The sequence below is a fragment of the Oscillibacter sp. CU971 genome (assembly GCF_905219725.1).
GTDB lineage: Bacteria > Bacillota > Clostridia > Oscillospirales > Oscillospiraceae > Oscillibacter.
This window is the reverse complement of record NZ_CAJMXG010000354.1, coordinates 1-2,502: the sequence shown is the minus strand read 5'-3', so window position 1 is coordinate 2,502 and position 2,502 is coordinate 1. Positions and strand designations below refer to the sequence as shown.

2 protein-coding genes are annotated in these 2,502 nt (G+C 61.2%); one reads left to right on the top strand and one right to left on the bottom strand.

Annotation, left to right across the window (positions count from 1 at the left end; all coding sequences use genetic code 11):
- The coding region (gene mobP3 / locus JX325_RS15240; RefSeq protein WP_243414125.1) for a MobP3 family relaxase at window positions 1–2,081 on the top strand (2,081 nt) is incomplete at its 5' end.
- Between the two features lie 72 nt (window positions 2,082–2,153).
- Here the strand turns inward: mobP3 and JX325_RS15235 are convergent.
- Window positions 2,154–2,492 (bottom strand): type II toxin-antitoxin system PemK/MazF family toxin, encoded by a 339-nt coding sequence (locus JX325_RS15235; RefSeq protein ID WP_204791913.1) that lies wholly within the window; start codon window positions 2,490–2,492, stop codon window positions 2,154–2,156.
- Window positions 2,493–2,502: the final 10 nt, after the last annotated feature.

Sequence of the window (2,502 nt, the reverse complement as noted above, 5' to 3'; positions counted from 1 at the left end):
GTGATGAGCTGTCGGAGGTCACTGGGGTGGTGATTATCGGTGTGGATGATCTGGATGCCGACCAGAGAAAAACTATGTACAAAAGGCACACAATGATTGCTCCTGTCCTGGCTTCCCTGCCATCTATCCTGATGAATTGGTATATAGCTGGCTCTAATGTCATTAAGTTAGCCGCGAAGGAGGACGCCGTCCGCCTTGGCTACGACAACGCCAGACAGTGGCAGGCCCTCCTCTCCACCTACGCTCCACAGATTGCGGACACTATGAATATCCCGTGGGAACAGTTTCGGTGGTACGCCTCCTACCACGACGAGGGAGCGCATCCCCATGTCCACATGGTCTGCTACAGTGCGGACGGGCGCTCCGGTTTTCTGGATAAGGAGGGCATCGCCAGGATCAAGTCCGGACTGGCAAAGAATATTTTCCGCCAGGAACTGACGGAGATCTACCGGCAGCAGACCCAGCGCCGGGATGAGCTGGTGCGGCAGTCTGGCGAGGTCATGAAGGAGCTGATCCGGCAGATGCTCTCCGGCACGCTGGAGAATCCCCGCATCGAGCAGCTCATGGGCGAACTGGCCCAACGGCTGAAAAGCACCTCCGGCAAAAAACAGTACGGCTACCTCAAGGCGTCGCTGAAGGCTGTGGTGGATGAGATTGTGGACGAGCTGGCAAAGGACTCCCGTGTCTCCTCCGCCTATGACCCGTGGTATCAGCTGCGGGAAGAAGTGCTGCGGACGTACCGGGATGACCTTCCAGACCGGCTCCCCCTCTCCCGGCAGACGGAGTTCAAGCGGATAAAGAATGTGGTGGTGGAGGAAGCGGCGCAGCTTGGTGAGCACACCGAGGTGTTCACGCCGGCGGATATCCAGGAGCCGCCCCAGGCCGGCGAGGACGCCGGCCCCGAGCCGGAAGCGGAGTCGGAAAGTTCGGATGTGCCAGAGGAGGCCAGCGAAGCGCCGCCCGCCGTGGTGTGGAGTGACCGATACAAGCGGGCGCGGTCTTTTTTGTACGGAGATGACGAGACGCCCCAGGATCACGAGCAAGCCTGCCGCCTCTTCATGGAGGAGGCCCTCGACGGCAACGCCCTGGCCATGCATGACCTGGGTAGGATGTTTGCGGACGGCACTGGCGTGGAGGCTGACACGGAGCAGTCCCATGCGTGGTATGCCAAGGCGCTCTCCGCCTTCCAGACCGTGGAGAGGCAGCGCCCCAACCGCTATGTGGAGTACCGCATCGGCTGGATGCTCCTTCATGGCGTGGGGACAGAGCAGGATGAGAGCGCTGCGCTGGAGTGGCTGGAGAAGTCCGCTGAACTTAAAAACACCTATGCGGAGTATCAGATGGCAAAGCACATCCTCGCAAATCCCTCTGCCAAGCGGGAGCGGACTCGTCAGGCGGTGGACTGGCTGACCCATGCGGCGGAGGCCGGACTGGACTGCGCTCAGTACGCCCTCGGAAAGCTGTACCGTGACGGCGGGCCAGTGGCGCAGGATATGACCCAGGCGGTGATCCAGTTCTCCCAGGCAGCCGAGCGGGGCAATCAGTACGCCATGTACGCCCTGGGCAAGCTGCGTCTGGAGGCAGACGATCCCGCCGCTGCCCGGCGCTGGTTCCGACAGTCCGCCGATCTTGGAAACCAGTTCGCGCAGTACCAGCTGGGCAAGCTGCTGTTGTGCGGCGATGGCGTGGCAAAGGATACAGCGGGCGCTGTCCGCTGGCTGACGGAGTCGGCGGAGCAGGGCAATCAGTATGCCCAGTACGCCCTCGGCAAGCTGTACCTGCTGGGGAAGGATGTTCCGCAGGACAGGGAATCCGCCGTCCGCTGGTTCACGCTGGCGGCGGAACAGGGCAATGAGTACGCCCAGTTTTTCCTTGACCACATGGATGACTCGCCCTCCCTCTTCGCCAGCGCCACCCGGCTCCTCCACCACATGGGCCGCATCTTCCAGGAGCAGGCCCCGCCGCCGGGCGGCGGAATCACCTTTGTGGACAGTAAGCTGAGACGAAAGATCAGAGAGAAGAAAATCGCCATAGGCCACAAGCCGGACGACCATGAGGAGCAGGTCCAGCGGCTCCGATAGCCTCCTCTCCAGAAGCCACACAAAACGAGCTGCCTCCAGGCACGGAGGCAGCTCGTTTCTCTTTCGTTCAAATTACCGTATCTCCACGAACCCCATGATCAAATCAACCGCTTCCGCCGTCAGGGGCGCGGGCGCCTTCTCCACAAAGGAAGCGTTGCGGCTGCTCAGGTCCAGCATCCTCGCCTGGTCGCAGAGCACCACCCCATCAGTCTTCGTTGTGTCATCCAACCGGATGTGAAACGGATGCCCTTTGTCAGTGTGGGTGATCGGACAGACCATCGTCAGGCTGCTGACGCGGTTGAACAGGTTGTTGCTGACCACAAGCGCCGGACGGCGTCCCCTCTGCTCGTGTCCAGCCTGGGGATCAAAGTCCAGATAGACAATGTCCCCCTGCTCAAAAACGGTCACCACGCCTCATCAC